The following is a 16,190-nucleotide window of genomic DNA, read 5'->3' on the forward strand; positions in this document are numbered from 1 at the left end:
GGCGGGTAAAGGGAGCGCCGGGCCATGCCCGGCGGTCTTTGGGTCGTGCCGGCCGCTGGCCGGCAACCTTCGTATCAATTGGCTGCATGCAGTTGCCGGCCAGTGGCCGGCACTACCGCAGGGCGGCTAGCCGCCCTGCTTTGCCGCGTAGTCCTGCGCCTGGCGCATCACCCGCAGCAGGTTGCCGCCCCAGATGGCGGCAATCTGCTTCTCGGTGTACCCCTTGCGCAGCAGCCACGCAGTGATCTTCGGCAACTGGCTGACATCGGGCAGGTCGCTCAGGCCACCACCGCCATCCCAGTCCAGACCGATGCCGACGTGCTCGGGGCCGACCACCTTCAGGATGTGCTCGAAATGGGCGAAGAAGTCGTCCAGGCTGGCGTGGCGCACCGGGTGTTCGTGGTCCAGTGCCTGCTCGGCCTTCTGCAGCGCCACGCCCTGTTCGATGGTCATGCCTTCCCAGCCACCCAGCTGCTTGCTCAGGGCTTCTTCGGCCTGCTTGCGCTCGGGCGACTTGGCGGTGTCGATCAGGTAGCCGCCATACGCGTTCACCTGGATCACCCCACCAGCCTTGGCCAGCTTGCGCAGGCGCGCGTCATCAAGATTGCGTGGGTGGTCGTAGACCGCCTTGGCCGAGCTGTGCGACAGCACGAACGGCACCGGCATCATCGCCAGCAGGTCGTCGAACACGGCATCGGAGGCGTGGGACTGGTCGATGACGATGCCCAGCTTCACCGCCTCGCGCACCAGGTCCTTGCCAGCCGGGCTCAGGCCCTTCCATTCAGCCCCCTTGGGATCGGTGGCCGAATCGGCGAACTCGTTGTTGGCGAAGTGCACGGTGCTGAGCAGGCGCAGGCCCGCACGGTGATAGAACGACAGCAGGCTGGGGTCGGCCCCCAGCGGACTGGCGTTCTCCATGCTGATGTAGACCACGCGCTTGCCGGCGGCCTTGATCCGCGCCGCGTCATCGGCGGTCAGCGCCAATGCGAAGCGCTCGGGATTGGCGGCCAGCATCTGCCGGATCTCCAGCAACCGCTGCAGGCCGTGGTCGCGCTCGGCCAGATGCGCGGCGGCCGTGCGGTCGCCCTGGTCGGTATAGATCGCCCAGAAGCCGCCATCAAGCGCACCTTCCACCATTCGCGGGTAGTCCACCTGCGAAAGCGCGTTGTGGTCATGCCGCTGCTCGATGTCGAAACCGGTGCGGCCGAAGTTGGCCGGCGTATCCAGATGGCTGTCCAGGGTCAGCAGGCGTTGCTGCAGTGCCTTGGCACGGGCCAGCTCCTGCGCGCTGAAGTCGATGGCATGGGCGGACAGCGGCGCACTCAGCGCCAGGGCGAGCAGCAGGGACAGACGACGCAACGACGGCATGGGCATCCACCGGCAATGGGAAGGACACGACCATAGCGCCGCGACGGCCAACGCCGGTAGTGCCGTATTGACCCGCCAGCTCCATTACACTCGCCGGCAGCCGATAAGTCAGCGTGCAGCACCGCGTGCTGCGTCGACCATGGAATGGAAGCACCGATGTCGAACTCCCAGCCTCCGGCGCTGCCCGTGCAGGGCCAGGCGCCTGTCCCCGCCAACACGGTCACCGTCGAGCAGCTCAAGCGTGATGTGCTGCCAACGTTGTTTGCCGGTCGTACCGACATCGGCCGCTATGGCCCGGCCGACTTGGCCAGCGCCAGCGCCGAGCCGGCCTGGCAGGATGGCAGCGCCAACGCACTGGCCCAGGCGCTTGCCGAACTGGTCAGCCGGCTGTCCGAACACGATCCCAATGCGCTGCTGCAGCGCGCGGGATGGTGGGAGCGGTTCACCGGTGCCGATATCGAAGAACGCCTGCGCCGTCGCATTGCCATGGGCAGCAACGGCGATGTCCTGGCCAGGATCGAGCGCGAAGCCATTGCCGTGCGGGCCAGCGTCGATCGACTGGATGCGCAGCTGCTCGAGCATGACGTGCAGGGGGTGCGACTGCAGGTGTACATCGATGCAGGCGTGCAGTTCCTGCAGGAGCTGCCAGCGGCCGTGGACAGCGACGATGGCGCGCCGGTGCTCGACCGTCCGGTCGAGCGGCTGCAACGCCGCGTAGCCAACCTGACCGCGCTGCTGGCCAGCCACTCGATGAGCCGGATGCAGGTGCAGCTGGCACGCAGCCATGCCATCGACCTGCTGGACCGTTACAGCGAGACGGTGCAGATCCTGCTGCCGATCTGGCGCCAGACCATTCAGGCGCTGCACAACAGCGACAACGCCAGCCCACAGATGATCGCCAGTGCTGCCCAGGCGCAGGACCAGCTGAAACAGGCCCTGCAGCAGTTGCTGCGCACATCGGCGGTGCCGGCATGAGTCCGCCGGTGCGCGATCCGCTGCAGATTCCGCCGGATCTGCAGGCGCGGGTGGAAGCTGTTCCGGGCCTGCGCGCGTTCTACCGGCGGGCCTCGCTGCTGCGGGTCTTCGGCCTGGCCTGCCTTCCGCTGGCGGCAACGGCGCTGTCCTACATGGCGCTGGCATTTACCGGCACCGAGCTGGGCCCCCCTTCGTGGGCACAGGTGCCGGCCGGCTATGGAGCGAAGGACACAGGCAAGCAGTTGCTCATCCTGCTGGTCATGACCCCCTTGCTGCTGGTGTGGATGTTCTTCGGCGTGCGCGACCTGCTCAGCCGCCATCGCCTTCGCCGCTTCGCCTGGTCGTTTGCGCTGGGTTCGATGCTGCTGTGCGGTGCATGGGGAAGCACGGGCATCACCGCACCCGCCATCGGCCAGGGCGATCACCTCGACCATCGCCAGCTGGACGCGCTGATCGCCAGCCCGGACTTCAGCGGCTTCAACCCGCAGTGGCAGGCCTATCTGCGTGCACAGCAGGAGCTTCCCTACGGCGTGGCCTCGCCGGCCGTGGTCGCCACCGCCCGTGCGCTGGCCAAGGGCGAGGACATCGGTGTTCCGGTATCGCCGGCAATGCAGTCACGCTTCGAGAAAGCAGCCGGTCTGCCCCGCTCCGAACGGTCACAGCGATGGCATGACCAGCGTCTGCTGGGCTGGCTTCTGTTCGACGTCGGCTGGGTGCTGGCGCTGCTTGCGGTACCGGCGCTGCTTGCGCTGGGTACGGTGGCGATCGTGCTCGGCCGCCATCTGCGCCGCAGGTCCGAAGTGATCAACGGGTTGCTGCAGCAGCTGCAGCCGGTTCCTGCGCAACCGCGCGCGCAGCCCTGAGGCTGGCGCACGGGGGCAGTCTTCCGCGCTGTGTGCGGGAGCCGAGCAGCACTCGGCTCCACGCGCCGTGGGTCAGTCCACCACGCGGCAGAACACGGCCTTCAGGTAACGCGATTCCTGCACGTGGGCCATGAACGGATGGTCCGGACCGGCGCCGGCCACCTTCAGGATCTGGATGGTGCGGCCCGAGAAATACGCTGCACGACGCAGCATGTCGAGGAACTGGTCCTCGGCCACCAGGCCGGTGCAGGAGAACGTGGCGAACAGGCCACCGGGCTTGACCACGCCCAGCGCCAGCTTGTTCATGTCCAGGTACTTCTTCAGCGCGGTGATCACCTGGTCGCGGTCGCGGGTCATCTTCGCCGGGTCCAGGATCACCACGTCGTACTGCTCACCGCGGTTGGCCGCATCACGCAGCCACGGAAAGATGTCGGACTGGACGAACTTCGGGCGCACGTTGTTCAGACGCGAATTGCCCTTGGCGATCTGGATGACGTCTTCATCGATGTCGATGCCGACCACTTCCGATGCACCGCGCGCGGCCGCATACACGGCGAAACCGCCGGTGTTGCAGCACAGGTCGAGCACGCTCTTGCCTTCCACCTGCTGGCTCAGCCACTCACGGTTCTCGCGCTGGTCGGCGAAGAAACCGGTCTTGTGCGCACCGGCCGGGTCGGCGCGGAACTTGATGCCGTACTCGGTGATCACCGACGCTTCGGTGGTGGTGTTGCCGTGGAAGTCGAAGCTTTCCTGCTTCTGCACGTGCTCGTCGGCGAAGCTGTGGAAGCGGCAGCCCGGGAACTGTTCGCGCAGCGCTTCGTAGATCCACTCACGGTGGCGGAACATGCCGGCGGCGAAGAACTCGACCACCACCAGATCGTTGTAACGGTCCACCACCAGGCCGGACAGGCCGTCGCCTTCACTGTGCACCACGCGCCAGGCGTCGGACACCGCGTCCAGCTTCAGCACCTCGCGGCGCAGCGACACCGCCTGGGCGATCTTGCGCGAGAACCAGCCAGCATCCACCGGGATCTGCGGGTCGGTTTCGAGGATGCGTACGGCAATACGCGAATGCCCGTTGTAGAAGCCACGGCCGATGAACTCGCCGTCCACGCCGACGACATCGACGAGCGAGCCGGGCTTGGGGCGAACGGTCGGCTTTTCGACCAGTTTCTGGAAAATCCACGGGTGGCTGGAACGCCACGCGTTCTTGAGGCGGACAACGGGGAGGGCGGTATTCATCCGCCTATTGTAGCCGGGGGGCATGGGGCGCCGGAAATCCGGTGAAGGCCCGGCATTTGACGCCGGCCCGGCCAGGCCGCAGAATCGGCGGCAGAAGGGGAGTAGCTCCCAGACGTTGTCGCCGTCAATTCGAGCCCGCAGGCTCCGGTGCAACGGCAGTTCCGGCCCATCGGAACTGCGAGCGAGACCTTCGCCGTACTGGCGAAGCTCTGTCCCTGGATCCCCTCCCGATCCTCCGTTGCAGATCCTCGCCGTCCGGCTTGAGGCATTTTTCATTTCCCAACGGACAAACCCATGCAGACGATCGGTAATTTGTGGTTGTGGGGCGGCTTCGCAGCGGTGGTGGTCATCGCCCTGCTGGTCGACCTCGTATTGATGCGCCACGGTGGCCCGCACAAGGTCACTTTCAAGGAAGCCCTGTGGTGGTCCATCGGCTGGGTTGCGCTGGCGCTGGCCTTCAACGGCGGCCTCTGGTTCTACCTGAACGAGACCGCCGGCCAGGTCGTGGCCAACAAGGTCGGCCTGGAGTTCCTGACCGGTTATCTGGTCGAGAAGGCGCTGGCGGTGGACAACATCTTTGTCTTCCTGATGATCATGAGCTACTTCGCGGTGCCGGAGGAACAGCGCCAGAAGGTGCTGATCATCGGCATCCTGGGGGCGATCGTGCTGCGTACGATCATGATCTTCGCCGGTAGCGTGCTGATCACCCAGTTCCACTGGCTGCTCTATGTATTCGGCGCCTTCCTGCTCTTCACCGGCTGGAAGATGTGGTTCGCCGCGGGCCAGGAGCCTGACCTGGAAGCCAACCCGGCCCTACGCTGGATGCGCAAGCACCTGCGCCTGCTGCCGGACTACGAAGGCAATGCGATGAGCGTCAAGCGCGACGGCGTGCGCTGGTTCACCCCGCTGTTCGCGGTGCTGATCCTGATCGCGGTGACCGACGTGATCTTCGCGGTTGACAGCATCCCGGCGATCTTCGCGATCACCACCGACCCGTTCATCGTGCTGACCTCCAACGTGTTCGCGGTGCTCGGCCTGCGTGCGATGTTCTTCCTGCTGGCCGGCATGGCCGACCGCTTCCACCTGCTGCCGTACGGCTTGGCCCTGGTGCTGGCCTTCATCGGCATCAAGATGATGATCATCGACCTGTTCAAGATCCCGACCCCGATCTCGCTGGGCGTGGTCGCGGTGATCATCGCCGCCACGGTGGTGCTGAGCCTGAAGAACCCGCCGAAGGAAGGCGGCGCCTGATCCTGGCCGATTGAACGCTGCGGCCGGTGGATTGTCCCGCCGGTCGCAGCCACTCTCCCGCGGCGGTGGCCTTGGTTTCGCGCCGGCCACCGCCATTGCTGAGGGTATGAACACGAACGCGCCCCTGCCCGCCGGCGACGCGCCGGCCGTCCGCAACGACCGCACGCGCATCCTGCGCGCCTTCAATGCCAGCCTGGCCGCCGTGCTGGTGCTGGTGGCCGTGTTCGCCCTGCAGGACCATTTCGACTGGCGGCCCTGGGCGGTCGCACCGCTGGAAGCCAAGGGCCTGCTTGGCCTGATCGGCGGACCGCTGCTGCATGGCTCGGTCGAACACATCGCCGCCAACAGCTTCGCCATCCTGATCCTTGGCACCCTGGCCGGCAGCGTCTATCCAAAAGCCACGCTGCGCGCCCTGCCCCTGCTGTGGCTGGGCTCGGGCATCGGTGCGTGGATGCTCGGCAACCCCGGCAGCTTCCATCTCGGCGCCAGTGGCGTCACCCACGGCCTGATGTTCCTGCTGGCCAGCCTTGGCCTGCTGCGTCGCGACCGCGCGGCGATCGCCACCGGGCTGATCGGCATGCTGTTCTACGGCGGCATGCTGATGACCGTGCTGCCGCATGCCGACGGTGTGTCCTGGCAGTCGCACATGGGCGGAGCCTTCGCCGGCATCATCGCCGCGCTGCTGTTCCGCAACGCCGATCCGCTGCCGCCGCGCCCGCGTTACAGCTGGGAGGACGAGGAAGACGAGGTCGAGCCGCTGGCCGATGACGAACTCGAGCCGCCGTCGCCGCAGCGCGTGCCGGTGCTGTGGCAGCCACGCGAAGGTCAGGACTATGTGGTGATCCCGTTCCGCCGGCCGGAAGACCCGCGTTCGTGATGCAACGGTAGTGCCGGCCGATGGCCGGCAAGCTCCTAAGCGTGTCGAGGTTGGATCCCCGAAGGGGCTCTGACCCTGGGCGCCGCATTCTCGCGTTCCGGTAGTAGCCGACCTTGGTCGGCGCTCATGCGTCCGGCGTTCCTATGCTTCCTGCTGCGACCGCGTGCCAACCAAGGTTGGCATCTACCAGAGCGGGTCAGTTCGCCGCGTTCACCGCCGCGCCTGTTCCATCCACCGCCTGCCGGCCCAGGGCCGGGTCATCGGTGAAGAAGGCATCGATGCCGGTCGCCAGGTAGGCACGCATCTCCGCGATCGACCCCTCCGCGTTGCGCGCATTGTCCGCGCCCTTGCGCAGGTTGCTGGCCTGGAAGTGGTTCTCCGGGCGGAAGGTGTACGGAATCACCATCAGGCCCACCGCGTGCGCATCGCGCACCAGCGACGTCGGCGTGCCCAGCGCACCGTTGGCATCCAGCGGGATGATCGAGCGCAGCTCCGGGCCGATGCCGTCGGCATAGGCCGCGATGTCCTTCAGCCCCGCCGGGGTCATCATCTGCGCATAGGTCAGCGCGCCACCGGCCTTGGCGATGTCGGCCGGCTGGGTATCGCCCTTCCACAGCAGCTGCAGCAGGCGGATGTTGCTGCCACGCGGGATCTTGCCGCGCAGGTAACGCAGGTTGGCGGTCTCGAACGACTGGATGGTGACCGGGCCGACATTGGTATAGGCGTTGCCACGCAGCGCAGCCAGCACCTTGTCTTCCATCGGCAGGCCGATCGACTGGAAGTAGGTCGGGTGCTTGATCTCCGGCACCAGGCCGATGCCACGGTTGGCACGACCGGCCTGCTGGACCAGGAACGCCAGGATCTCGTCCAGGCTGGCAATGCGGAACTGGCCGTCGTAGGCGGTGCTGCGGAACTCCGGCAGGCGCTCACGGGCGTACAGCGTCTTCAGCTCGGCCAGGGTGAAGTCTTCGGTGAACCAGCCTTCGACCGTCTGCCCGTCGATGACCTTGCGGGTCTTCCGCTTCGCGAATTCCCCGTGCTCGGCCACATCGGTGGTGCCACCGATCTCGTTCTCATGGCGGGCCACCATCACCCCGTCCTTGGTCATCACCAGGTCCGGTTCGATGTAATCGGCACCGTCGGCGATGGCCTGCGCATAGGCCGCCAGCGTGTGCTCGGGCAGCAGCGCGCTTGCACCGCGATGGCCGTAGACCGACGCCTTGGGCGCGGCCGGAGGGGAGGATTCAGCACTCATGGCCACCGATGGTGCCACGGCCAGCGACAACAGCAACGCACGACCCCACGACTTCACTGCGACTTCCCCAAGCGGTTTGTGATGGGCGTCAGTATGCGGCGGGAATGTGACAGGTTGGGGGAGCTGACTTCCCTGGATTGCCGGCCAGCGGCCGGCACTACCAAGGCTTACTTGCCGATGCAGAAACTGGAGAAAATCCTTCCCAGCAGGTCATCGGCACTCATCTGCCCGGTGATTTCGCCCAGCGCGTCGTGCGCCAGCCGCAGCTCCTCGGCCGCCAGCTCCAGGTGCTCGTGCACCAGCTCGCCATCCGCCCGCTGCGCGTGTTCCTGTGCGCGTTCGATCGCATCGACGTGGCGGGTGCGTGCGGAGAATTCGCCCTCCACCTGCTCCCCTGCGCCGGCCGAAGCGATCGAACGCAGGCGCGCATGCAGCTCGTCCAGTCCCGCGCCGGTGGCAGCGGAGACGAACACGCGGTCCGGGTCGTCCCGCACCGGCATCGCATCCAGCAGATCCGACTTGTTGTGGATGTAGACCTTGTGCGGCAAAGCCAGTACCGCTTCGCCGATCGCGGCTTCTCCGGCTGCCGGATCGCGTGCATCCAGCACGATCAACGCCAGGTCGGTGCGCTCGATCTCCGCGCGCGCGCGACGCATGCCTTCGCGTTCGATGGCATCGCCGCCATCGCGCAGACCGGCGGTATCGACCAGGGTCAATTCCAGCCCATCCAGACGGATGGTCTCGCGCAGCGTGTCACGGGTCGTGCCGGCGATGTCGGTGACGATGGCACGCTCGCTACCGGCCAGCGCGTTCAGCAGCGAACTCTTACCAGCGTTCGGTGGGCCGATCAGCACCGCATGGAGGCCATCGCGCAGACGACGGCCACGCTCTGCGTCGCGACGCAGCAGGGCCAGATCGCTGCGCGCCTGCTCCAGGCCACGCCGCACCTGTGCGCCGCCGAGTGTGTCCAGCGGCTCATCGGCGAAATCGATGGCCGCTTCCACGTGGATGCGCAGCAGCACCAGCTGTTCGACCACCGCATCGATGCGGCGCGAAAACACACCATCCAGCGAACGGCGTGCAGCACGTGCCGCGCGGTTGTCACCGGCGGCGATCAGATCGGCGATGGCTTCGGCCTGAGCCAGGTCCAGCTTGCCGTTGAGGAAAGCCCGTTCGCTGAACTCGCCGGGCCGCGCCTGCCGCGCCCCCAATGCGATGCAGCGTGCGACCAGCTGCTGCAGCAGTACCGGGCTGCCATGGCCCTGCAGTTCCACCACTTCTTCGCCGGTGAAGCTGTTCGGCGCCGGGAACCACAGCACGATGCCATCATCGATCACCTCACCGTCTGCATCGCGCAGGCGCGCGTAATGCGCATGCCGCGGGCGCAACGTCGGTGCGCCGAGCGCGTTGGCAATCGCTGCGGCACGCGGGCCTGACAGGCGCAGCAGACCCACGCCACCCGCGCCGGGTGCGCTGGCAATGGCCACGATGGTCTCGGTACGCTTCATATCGTTCATCGCTCAGAGCTTCTCCAGCTGCGCGCGCGCCTGCGCCGCACCACTGCCTTGCGGTTGCAGGGCCAGGTAGGTGGTGTAGGCCTGCTTCGCTTTGGCCTTGTCGCCGGCGTTGAAGTAGGCATCGCCCAGGTTGAGATGGGCCACCGCGCGCGACGGATCGATCTTCAGGGTGTTCTCCAGCCAGCGCGCCGCTTCGGCGTAGCGTTGCTGGCGGTAGTAGACGAAGCCGAGATTGTTGGCCGCCTGGGCAAAATCCGGGCGCAGCTTCAGCGCCTCGGCGAACTGCACGGCGGCTTCGTCGTAGCGCTTCTCGCGGTACAGCTGCAGGCCACGGTCGTTGGCCTGCTGCGCGCGCTGGCGGTCCGAGGCCGGTCCGGCCGTCGGCACCACCAGCTTGGCCTTGCCGCCCTGCAGGTCGGCCACGGTCACTGGCGCTTCGCTGTTCTTGGCGTCCTGGGCAGCGTCGACCTTGTTGTTCAGGGCGATCGCATCGGCAGTCAGCTGGCGCGTATCGGCGTTGAGGTATTCCTGGCTGTCCGGCACCTGGAACACGAACTCGCCCCCCTGCGAGCCGGGCAGGCTGCCGAACGCCGGCGTCTGCTGCGAGACAGCCGACACCGCCGGCGCCACATAGGCAGCCAGTTCGGTACCGGTGATCAGGCCATCGCCATTGAGATCGCCCTTGCCGGCCAATGCCTGCAGCAGCACCCAGGTGAACACCGAGTGGCCGTTCGGGCCGGCATCGGCCACCTGCTGGTCGGCACCGCCAGCGGTCAGCATCTGCCGCGCGCTGCGGCGCGCGTTCTCGCGCAGGAACGACGACGACGACGGGCCGCCGCGGGTCAGGCCAAGGCCGCTGTAGCAGGCATCCATCACGAACATCACATGCTTGGCCTGCATGCTCTCGGCGATGTTCTGGATATCGGTCATCGCGATCGCGTCGGTGGCGAATTCCTTCGGGTCCGAATCGACCGGGATGATGTAGCCCAGGTCACGGCCAGAGGCGAGCTGGCGCGTCGCGCCATGGCCGGCGAAGAACACGAACACGCGATCATTCCTGCCGGTGCGGTCATCGGACAACCGGTCGTGGAAGGCGGCCAGGATGTTGTTGCGGGTGGCCTGCTCGTTCTTCAGCACGATCACCTGCGAGGACGGGAAGCCGAACTGCCCGGTCAGCGTATCGGCCACGGCCTGGGCATCGTGGCTGGCGTATTCCAGCTTCGGCCACTTGGCGTAGTTGTCGATGCCGACCACGATCGCCCACGATTTTTCATAGCCGGTGGTGACGGTGGCATCGCGGTCGCTGCCCTTGCGCGGCCGGGCGACGCTGAAGTCGCGGCCATTCCAGCCGGCGAACTGGTAGCCGTCGGCGATCAGCCGGTCCAGGATCTGCGGCAGTGCCTTCACCGCGCGGTCGTGGATATCGTGGAACAGGATGATGCCGCGCTGTTCCTTGTTCACCTGGTCGAGCACGCGCTGCACGATCGATTCGGGCACCGGGTCGGCCCAGTCCATCGAATCGATGTTCCACATGATCGACTTCAGGCCCGCCTCGTTGAGCAGCTGCAGGCCTTCGGCGTTGCGTGCGCCATACGGGAAGCGGAACAGCGGCGCGCGCTTGCTGTCCACGTCCTTCAGCAGGGTATCGGTGTCCAGCACCTGCTGGCGCAGCGCATCACCGGTGGTGCGCGACAGCTGCGCATGGGTCAGGCTGTGGTTGCCGACGGCGTAGCCCTCTTCCATCAGGTTGCGGCTGATCTTCGCCATCGGGCCGAGGCTGACCTTGCCGTCGGTGTCGACCTTGCCCAGGTTGCGACCGACCTCGAAGAACACGCCCGGTACGTCGTAGCGCTTGAGGATGGCCACCACTTCATCGGTATAAGCCTTGTGCGGGCCATCGTCGAAGGTCAGCACCACCGTCTTCGGCGGCAGATCGCGGCCGAAGATCTCGCGGTCGCTGTCCTTCATCGACATCGGGTACGGCTCGATCACGCCGTAGTCGCGCAGGATCGCTTCGCGGCTGTAGTCCTTGTGCAGGTGCGCGATGTAGTCGTCCCACTTCTCGCGCTTCAGTTCGATGGCACGGGTGCGCTCGAAGCGGCTGAAGATGCGGGTCAGTTCCTGGTTGTAGTTGCGCTCGATCTCGTCGAGCGCCTCCAGATCTTCGCCGATGCGCTGGTGCAGCTTCACCGCCGGCAACGAGGAGTCAGCGCCGATGCGTTCGTGCAGGTCACGCAGCACCTCGCGGAACGCCAGGCGATCGGCATCGAACAGTTCCGGTGCCGACTCGATGTAATCCAGCACCGTGCCCAGGGTTGCGAAGCGCTGCGGGCTGGTACCACGCAGCAGCGTGTCGAACTGCGCGGCAATGGCGCTGCGCTGTTCCAGGCCATCGTGGAACAGCTGCTGGCCGATGCGGGTGGAGGTGGTGCGATCGGCCGTGGACTGCTGTTCCTCATCGGCCAGCAGCACGATGATCCGTCGATAGCCGTCGAGCTGCTTCTGCAATGCGCCCAGCAACGGCGCGGCGGCCGGGTCGGCGGCGGCAGCGGCCTGTGCGCTCGGCTGGGTGACCGCCGCCGGTGCCTGCGCGTCCTTGTCGCCGCAGCCGGCCACGAGCAGGGTCAGCAGCAGGCTGGGCAGGAACAGGCAGAACGACGGCGCACGCGGCATGGCGGACTCGAACAAAGGGGAATGGTGTGCCGGCGATTCTAACGCCGCATGCGAAAAGCCCGCCTTGCGGCGGGCCTTTGCTGGGCCAGCCGGCCAGCGGCCGGCTCTACCCGTCGGCGCAGACGCGCCTTACTTTTTCTTGGCCGGAGCGGTAGCTGCCGTGGCCGGCACCGGATCGCTGCCGTGTCTCTTGGTCATCCACCACTGCTGAAGCAGGCCCAGTCCACCATTGACCACCCAGTACAGGACCAGGCCGGACGGCATGAAGGCCATCATGACGCCGAACACCAGCGGCATGAACTGCATCATCTTCTGCTGCATCGGGTCCATGCCCGGTGCTGGCGTCAGCTTCTGGGTGAACCACATCACCGCCACGTTGATCACCGGCAGGATGAAGTACGGGTCACGGGCGGTCAGGTCCTGGATCCAGCCGAACCAGGGCGCCTGGCGCAGTTCGACCGATTCCACCAGCACCCAGTACAGGGCGAAGAAGATCGGCATCTGGATGAGGATCGGCAGGCAGCCGCCCATCGGATTGATCTTTTCCTTCTTGTACAGCTCCATCATCGCGGTCTGGAACTTCTGGCGGTCATCGCCATAGCGTTCCTTCAGCTGTGCGATGCGCGGCTGGAAGCGACGCATTTTGGCGCCACTCTTGTACTGCGTCGCCGACAGCGGGTACAGCACGATCTTCAGCAGCACCACCAGGCCGACGATGGCCCAGCCCCAGTTGCCCACCAGCTTGTGCACCTGGTTGAGCACCCAGAACAGGCCCTGGCCGATCACCGCCATCATCGAGAAGCGGCTGTAGTCGACCACACGGTCCAGACCCGGCACGTCTTCCTTGGCGATCAGGTTGACCAGCTTCGGGCCGACCCACAGACGGGCCTCGGTGCTGGTGGACTGGCCCGGGGCCACGGTGAAGGCCGGGCCACGCGCTTCGATCAGGTCACGACCGGCCACCTGCGACAGCACGTAGTGTGCGGTCTGGTCCTTCTGCGGGATCCAGGCGGTGAAGAAGTGGTGCTGCAGCATCGCCAGCCAGCCGCCGGTGATGTTCTGGTTCAGCGCGCCATCGTCCAGGTAATCCTTGAACGCACGACGCTGGTACTTCTTGTCGTTGTCGTACCAGGTGGCACCGTTGAAGCTGAACGAGTCCGGGTTGGTCATGCTCCGCGACAGGATCGTCGGGCTGCGGTCCAGGGTGCGGTAGACGTAGCCGTTCCACGGTGCGGCGCCGGCATTGCTGACTTCATCCTTGAAGCGGATCGCATACTCGTTGCGGCCCACGATCAGGGTGCGCTTGATGGTCACGCCGTTGTCGGCGGTCCATACGAACGGAACCTGCAGTTCGTTCTGGCCCTTGGCCAGCACGAAGTCGCGGGTGTCACCGACCAGCTTGAAACCGTCGGCACCCGGCACCGGGGTGTTCTTGTCTTCGCTGGCCCAGCCGCTGATCGCGCTGTAGGGATGCGCGGGATCTTCGGTCAGCAGGCGCACCGGCGGGCTGCCTTCGTCCTTGCTCTGCGGGAACTGCAGCAGTTCGGCGTCGAGCACGCGGCCGCCATCGAGCTTCAGGCGCAGCACGTCGGTGGTGATGGTCACGGTCTGTGCGGACGGGGTGGCGCTGGCCTGGGCCTGTGCAGCGGCCTGACCCGGGGCACCGGGAACCTGCGCGCTGGGGATGCTGCCCGGGGACGCACCGGGGACGCTCTGGGCGGCGGCCGGGGCCGAGCTGGTCGTCGGCGCCGGGGTCGGGGCGGACTTCTCACGGCTCCACTCCATCCACAGCAGCACGGCCACCATCAGCCAGGCAAAGATCAGGAAAACACGGGTCTGGTTCATCAGCAGGCAGGCTCAGCGGGGCCGGGACGCGGTGCCGGCTCGGTGATGGAGGAAATGGCAATGCCATCAGGCGGCGGCATTGTGCCGTCCACGCCCGGCGCGGGCAATGCGCGCAGGCGCCGCAGCAGGCGCAGGAAGGCCTGGCGGATATCTTCGTTGCTGGCATGACGCGCAGCAGTACGAGCCACGACGACGAAGTCGCCTGGCTGTATGTCGGTTCGTGTCTGACGCAAGGCGTCGCGCAGGACGCGCTTGATCCGGTTACGCCCAACGGCGTGAGGATCGACCTTGCGGGAAACCGCCAGACCCAGCCTGGCCGGCCGGTCAGCCGGTAGCCAGTGCAGGGTCATCAGCGGATCGGACACACGGCGGGCGCCGTTGAAGACCGTTGAATATTCGGCACGCGTGCGAACCCGCGCAGAGCGAGGGAATCGCTTGCGCGGGTCTGCAGTATTCACTGTCGAATGGATTGCGTCTGCCGCTGGATGCGGCATGGCAATCAGGCGCTCAGGACTTTGCGGCCCTTGGCGCGGCGACGCGACAGGATCTTGCGGCCGTCAGCGGTCTTCATACGGGCACGGAAGCCGTGGTCGCGCTTACGCTTGAGGTTGCTGGGCTGGAAGGTGCGCTTGGTGGCCATGTGGGCCTCTCGTATGAATGGGACGGAAAGAACCGGAAATTTTAGAGAGGTGTCCCCCCTCCCGTCAACCCCTGTCTGCTACGCCAATTCACCGGGCTGTGCAATAGCTGTGGATCTTTTTGTGAATAAGTAGGGGACAAGCATTCCGAAGGCGGGCGCTCGGTGGTAGGCTGAGCCATCCATTTCCCCCCTTTCAGGCCTGTGTTTGGGCGCCTTTTCGCGCCTATGCATCGGCCACCGGACAATTATTGCTGATGGATGCCTGGTCACGTAGTCTCGAGCGACTCGAGGCGGAGTTCCCGCCCGAGGATGTTCACACCTGGTTGAAGCCGCTGCAGGCAGATCTGCGCGCTGACAGCCTGGTGCTGTATGCACCGAATGCCTTCATTGTCGATCAGGTGCGCGAACTGTACCTGCCGCGGATCCGCGAGCTGGTCACGCACTTTGCCGGTTTCGGCGACGTATTTCTTGAAATCGGCTCGCGTCCGCGGCCCGTGGACGCGCAGATCGCGCCGGTTTCCAGCCATTCGGCGCAGGCGCCGGTGCAGCCGCAGGTTCCCTTTGCCGGCAACCTGGACAACCACTACACCTTCGCCAACTTCGTGGAAGGGCGCAGCAACCAGCTGGGCCTGGCCGCAGCATTCCAGGCGGCGCAGAAGCCGGGCGACCGAGCGCACAATCCGCTGCTGCTGTACGGGGGCACCGGCCTGGGCAAGACCCACCTGATGTTCGCCGCCGGCAACGCGATGCGTCAGGCCAATCCGGCCGCCAAGGTGCTGTACCTGCGTTCGGAACAGTTCTTCAGCGCGATGATCCGGGCCTTGCAGGAAAAGACCATGGATCAGTTCAAGCGCCAGTTCCAACAGGTCGACGCGCTGCTGATCGATGACATCCAGTTCTTCGCGGGCAAGGACCGCACCCAGGAAGAGTTCTTCCACACCTTCAACGCGCTGTTCGATGGCAAGCAGCAGATCATCCTGACCTGCGACCGCTATCCGCGCGAAGTCGAAGGCCTGGAAGCGCGCCTGAAGTCGCGGCTTGCCTGGGGCCTGTCGGTCGCCATCGAGCCGCCGGACTTCGAGACCCGCGCTGCGATCGTGCTGGCCAAGGCCCGCGAGCGTGGTGCCGAGATTCCCGATGACGTTGCGTTCCTGATTGCCAAGAAGATGCGCTCCAATGTGCGCGACCTCGAGGGTGCGCTGAATACCCTGACCGCCCGCGCCAATTTCACCGGCCGTGCGATCACCACCGAATTCGCCCAGGAAACCCTGCGCGACCTGCTGCGCGCCCAGCAGCAGGCGATCAGCATTCCCAACATCCAGAAAACCGTTGCCGACTACTACGGGCTGCAGATCAAGGATCTGCTGTCCAAGCGTCGGACCCGGTCGCTGGCCCGTCCGCGTCAGGTTGCCATGGCGCTGACCAAGGAACTGACCGAACACAGCCTGCCCGAAATCGGCGACGCCTTTGCCGGTCGCGATCACACCACGGTGCTGCATGCCTGCCGACAGATCCGCACCCTGATGGAAGCCGACGGCAAGCTCCGCGAGGACTGGGACAAGCTGATCCGGAAGCTGAGCGAATGATGCACGTACGCCGATAAGGCGTCACCGCATAAAACGGTGCAGAATCCGGTAGTAAGCGCGGGACAGGGTGTGGATAAAAACGCCGTTGGATTTCCCGG

At 66.0% G+C, this 16,190-nt stretch carries 13 protein-coding genes; 5 read left to right on the forward strand and 8 right to left on the reverse strand.

Features of this window, described 5'->3' with window-relative positions; genetic code table 11:
* Positions 1-126: 126 nt before the first annotated feature.
* Entirely contained in the window at positions 127-1,368 is a 1,242-nt protein-coding gene (locus AC07UW_RS19925; RefSeq protein ID WP_495212715.1) for a dipeptidase, read from the reverse strand.
* A gap of 156 nt (positions 1,369-1,524) precedes the next feature.
* Between AC07UW_RS19925 and AC07UW_RS19930 the strand changes: the two genes are divergently transcribed.
* Both AC07UW_RS19930 and AC07UW_RS19935 read left to right on the forward strand, forming a co-directional pair.
* Complete coding sequence (locus AC07UW_RS19930; protein WP_025875602.1) at positions 1,525-2,343, forward strand: protein klaA; 819 nt, start codon at positions 1,525-1,527, stop codon at positions 2,341-2,343.
* Positions 2,340-3,206, forward strand: a complete 867-nt coding sequence (locus tag AC07UW_RS19935; protein ID WP_495212716.1) for a hypothetical protein — start codon at positions 2,340-2,342, stop codon at positions 3,204-3,206. The genes AC07UW_RS19930 and AC07UW_RS19935 overlap by 4 nt, the downstream gene beginning before the upstream one ends.
* A gap of 72 nt (positions 3,207-3,278) precedes the next feature.
* On the opposite strand, the gene AC07UW_RS19940 is transcribed toward AC07UW_RS19935, so the two are convergent.
* Positions 3,279-4,448 (reverse strand): class I SAM-dependent rRNA methyltransferase, encoded by a 1,170-nt coding sequence (locus tag AC07UW_RS19940; RefSeq protein WP_033832636.1) that lies wholly within the window; start codon positions 4,446-4,448, stop codon positions 3,279-3,281.
* 294 nt (positions 4,449-4,742) lie between these two features.
* On the opposite strand from AC07UW_RS19940, the gene AC07UW_RS19945 reads away from it, so the two are divergent.
* Entirely contained in the window at positions 4,743-5,699 is a 957-nt protein-coding gene (locus AC07UW_RS19945) for a TerC family protein (protein ID WP_025875596.1), read from the forward strand.
* A 106-nt stretch (positions 5,700-5,805) separates the two neighbouring features.
* Positions 5,806-6,576: a rhomboid family intramembrane serine protease gene (locus tag AC07UW_RS19950; RefSeq protein ID WP_428704847.1), complete on the forward strand. Its 771-nt coding sequence runs from the start codon at positions 5,806-5,808 to the stop codon at positions 6,574-6,576.
* Between the two features lie 196 nt (positions 6,577-6,772).
* Here AC07UW_RS19950 and AC07UW_RS19955 read toward each other — a convergent pair whose 3' ends face one another.
* From AC07UW_RS19955 to rpmH, 6 genes are all read right to left on the reverse strand, one after another.
* Positions 6,773-7,888, reverse strand: coding sequence for a glycerophosphodiester phosphodiesterase (locus AC07UW_RS19955; RefSeq protein ID WP_495212717.1), 1,116 nt, complete (start codon positions 7,886-7,888; stop codon positions 6,773-6,775).
* A gap of 110 nt (positions 7,889-7,998) precedes the next feature.
* Positions 7,999-9,348, reverse strand: coding sequence for a tRNA uridine-5-carboxymethylaminomethyl(34) synthesis GTPase MnmE (mnmE, locus tag AC07UW_RS19960; protein WP_495212718.1), 1,350 nt, complete (start codon positions 9,346-9,348; stop codon positions 7,999-8,001).
* 3 nt (positions 9,349-9,351) lie between these two features.
* Positions 9,352-12,021 (reverse strand): polysaccharide deacetylase family protein, encoded by a 2,670-nt coding sequence (locus tag AC07UW_RS19965; RefSeq protein ID WP_495212719.1) that lies wholly within the window; start codon positions 12,019-12,021, stop codon positions 9,352-9,354.
* A 129-nt stretch (positions 12,022-12,150) separates the two neighbouring features.
* Positions 12,151-13,866 carry a membrane protein insertase YidC gene (gene yidC / locus AC07UW_RS19970; protein ID WP_025875582.1) on the reverse strand — a complete coding sequence of 572 codons (1,716 nt, stop codon included), beginning with the start codon at positions 13,864-13,866 and terminating at the stop codon, positions 12,151-12,153.
* Positions 13,866-14,360, reverse strand: coding sequence for a ribonuclease P protein component (gene rnpA, locus AC07UW_RS19975; protein WP_495212720.1), 495 nt, complete (start codon positions 14,358-14,360; stop codon positions 13,866-13,868). The genes yidC and rnpA overlap by 1 nt, the downstream gene beginning before the upstream one ends.
* A 5-nt stretch (positions 14,361-14,365) precedes the next feature.
* The gene (gene rpmH / locus AC07UW_RS19980) at positions 14,366-14,506 is read right to left on the reverse strand and encodes a 50S ribosomal protein L34 (RefSeq protein ID WP_006404565.1); all 141 of its coding nucleotides are present in this window, start codon (positions 14,504-14,506) and stop codon (positions 14,366-14,368) included.
* A 254-nt stretch (positions 14,507-14,760) separates the two neighbouring features.
* Here rpmH and dnaA point away from each other — a divergent pair, with 254 nt between their 5' ends.
* Positions 14,761-16,092 carry a chromosomal replication initiator protein DnaA gene (gene dnaA / locus AC07UW_RS19985; RefSeq protein WP_025875573.1) on the forward strand — a complete coding sequence of 444 codons (1,332 nt, stop codon included), beginning with the start codon at positions 14,761-14,763 and terminating at the stop codon, positions 16,090-16,092.
* Positions 16,093-16,190 lie beyond the last annotated feature (98 nt).

Source organism: Stenotrophomonas sp. GW821-FHT02D01 (assembly GCF_059421765.1).